4 protein-coding genes are annotated in these 2,604 nt (G+C 62.6%); 2 read left to right on the top strand and 2 right to left on the bottom strand.

Going from position 1 to position 2,604, the window contains the following annotated elements:
• The coding region (locus Q0L57_RS12225) for an HU family DNA-binding protein (protein ID WP_296742968.1) at positions 1 to 134 on the top strand (134 nt) is incomplete at its 5' end.
• 80 nt (positions 135 to 214) lie between these two features.
• Here Q0L57_RS12225 and Q0L57_RS12220 read toward each other — a convergent pair.
• A complete protein-coding gene (locus Q0L57_RS12220) occupies positions 215 to 1,237 on the bottom strand; it encodes an aldo/keto reductase (protein WP_296742966.1) in 1,023 nt (340 codons plus the stop codon).
• A 228-nt stretch (positions 1,238 to 1,465) separates the two neighbouring features.
• Between Q0L57_RS12220 and Q0L57_RS12215 the strand changes: the two genes are divergently transcribed.
• A complete protein-coding gene (locus Q0L57_RS12215) occupies positions 1,466 to 2,209 on the top strand; it encodes a creatininase family protein (protein WP_296742965.1) in 744 nt (247 codons plus the stop codon).
• A gap of 9 nt (positions 2,210 to 2,218) precedes the next feature.
• Here the strand turns inward: Q0L57_RS12215 and Q0L57_RS12210 are convergent.
• Positions 2,219 to 2,604: ABC transporter permease subunit (locus Q0L57_RS12210; RefSeq protein WP_296742963.1), on the bottom strand; the 386-nt coding region annotated here is incomplete at its 5' end.

Genomic DNA, 2,604 nt, shown 5'->3' with positions numbered 1-2,604 from the left:
TCGGAAATTTCACCGTGTCAAAACGCGCTGCTTCGACCGGCCGCAACCCGCAGACGGGCGCGGAAGTGAAGATTCCGGCGCGCACCGTGCCGAAGTTTTCCGCCGGCAAGGGCCTCAAGGACGCGGTCAACTAAGACCTTTTTCTTTTAAGACCAGAAAAGCCGGGCATGCCCGGCTTTTCTTTTTTGCTTCAGCTGAAAGTGGACAGGCCGATTCAGGCCGTCGGTGCGTCGGCGCGCATCAGGCCTTCCTGTTTGAGATCCGCCCAAAGAGCGGCCGGTATCCTGGCATCGAGCAGCGCGCGATTGCTTTCCACTTCGACGGGCCGCTGGCCGCCGGGGATTACCGAGACAACGGATGGATGCCGCAGCGGGAACTGCAGGGCAGCCTCGATCAGCCGCACATCGTGGCGTTTGCAGACAGCTTCGATGCGCGCCACACGGTCGAGCACGTCCCTGGGCGCTTCCGTATAGTTGTAGAAGGCGCCTGGCCTCGGGCCCGTCGCCAGAATGCCGGAATTATACGGACCGCCGAGGACGATGCCGATGCCGCGCTTCTCGCAGAGCGGCAGGAAGGACTCCAGCGCCTCCTGTTCGAGCAGCGTGTAGCGGCCGGCAAGCAGGAAGAGGTCGAAATCGCCGCGTTCGGCCAGCGTCTGGCAGACCTGCCATTCGTTGATGCCGCCGCCGAAGGCCTTGATGACGCCCTGGTCGCGAAGCGACAGCAGCCCATAGTAGCCGGAGGACATGAACTCCTCGATGCGCCTGTCGGATGCCTCCTTGCTGCCATGGGTGAAGATGTCGACGTCGTGCACGAAAAGGATGTCGATGCGGTCGACGCCAAGGCGCTCCAGCGAAGCTTCGAAGGAGCGCATGACGCCGTCATAGCTGTAGTCGTAGACCTCCTTGCGCGAGGGCGTCTCGAAGAACTTGCCGATGCCCGTGCGCTGGTCCGGCGCAGAGACCCGCATCAAACGGCCGACCTTGCTCGACAGCACGTAGTCGTCGCGCTTCCTGCCGCGCAGGAAGGGATTGAGGCGGGTTTCCGAGAGGCCGAGGCCGTAAAGCGGAGCGGTGTCGAAGTAGCGGCAGCCGGCCTCCCAGGCTGCTTCCAGCGTGGCGTTGGCGTCCTCGTCGGAAACGGCGCGGTAGAGGTTGCCGAGCGGCGCGGTGCCGACGCCAAGCTCGGTGAAGGTGATGCCGCCATTGCCGATGCGGTCGAAATGCCGTGTCTTCATGTCTATCGATGTCCGTCAGTTATTTGTCTGACATGACACTATCACGCCGGTGGCCCAGCAAAAGCATAGCCGCCCGTTGGACATCAATTTTCGCGGTGATAGCATGAATAAAAACAAGCCTTTCGCCGGAAAGGCGGCTGTTATTCCAAACGCCTTTTCAATCCTCGCAGACAGGTGGAGCACCGCAGGCGATGCGGGCCCGGCACACCAATATGGAGTAGGGGACCAATGCGCTACGAGCTGATGCTACCTCACCGGATCCGCAAGGCGATCGGGGAAAACTGGCCGGTGGTGCTGCCGCTCGGCGTGCTCGAATATCACGGCGAGCACATGGCGGTCGGCATGGACACGCTGGCGGTCATCAAGACGGTGGAACTGATAGAGAAGGAGAGGGACATCGTCATCCTGCCGCCTTTCTACTATGGGGCGGCAAGCTATGCCGTGGCGGCGCCGGAAGGCAGCGGCTCGGTGCAGGTCGGTGGCCCGGCGCTAGCACCTTTCGCGGAAGAGCTATTCTACGGCCTGCTGCGCATCGGCTTCCGCAACGTCCATGCAATCATCCATCACCAGACCGAGAATTTCTCGGCGGGCATGCCGACCGATCTTGCTTTCAAGACCGCCGGCAGGCAGGCGATCTTTCGCTTCCTGGAAAAGGAGCGGGGCGAGGGCTGGTGGGGCTCGGACAAGATGGTCGACTACTATGCCGGCCACGCGCAGGGCGAGAACGTCTTCAACTGGGTGCAGGTGCATCCGCTGATGCCAGCCACGATGAACGGCAAATATCCGTTCGACCATGCCGGTATCGGCGAGACGTCGCTGATGCTGGCGCTGTGTCCCGAGGCGGTTGATGCGGCGCATTTTGCCGACAACACCGGCTGGTACACGAAGGGCGCTTCCGATGCTTCGGCCGAGCTGGGGCAGGAGGGCGTTGCAATGATCCTGGATCACCTGCGCGCGATCCTGTCGCGGTAGCCCGGGGGCCTACTTCACCGAGCCTGCCGTCATGCCCATGATGAGGTAGCGTTCGAGCGCGATGCCGATGATCGCCAGCGGCGCGATGGCCGCCGTGGCAAGCGCGGCCATCGCCCACCAGTTGATGCCTTGCGAGCCGGTCTGGCTCGCCACCATCACCGGAATGGTCTTGGCGTCGGTCGATGTCAGCAGCGCCGCGAAGAAATACTCATTCCAGCACAGCACCATCGCCAGGACGAAGGCGGCGACCATGCCGGGCAGCGCGATCGGCATGACGATGCGGAAAAAGGCGCCCCAGATGGACAGCCCGTCGACGAGAGCCGCTTCCTCGAGCTCCACGGGGATCGAATTGAACTGGTCGCGCATGATCCAGATGACGATCGGCAGCACCATCA

It is taken from the genome of Mesorhizobium sp., from assembly GCF_024509055.1.
Classification (GTDB): Bacteria; Pseudomonadota; Alphaproteobacteria; order Rhizobiales; family Rhizobiaceae; genus Mesorhizobium.
The sequence above is the reverse complement of the archived record's forward strand: the minus strand, read 5'-3'. Positions and strand labels throughout refer to the sequence as shown.

Excerpts from the sequence above, each read along its gene's own strand:
- Q0L57_RS12220 (WP_296742966.1), bottom strand. The coding sequence starts at position 1,237 with ATGAAGACACGGCATTTCGACCGCATCGGCAATGGCGGCATCACCTTC.
- Q0L57_RS12215 (WP_296742965.1), top strand. The coding sequence starts at position 1,466 with ATGCGCTACGAGCTGATGCTACCTCACCGGATCCGCAAGGCGATCGGG.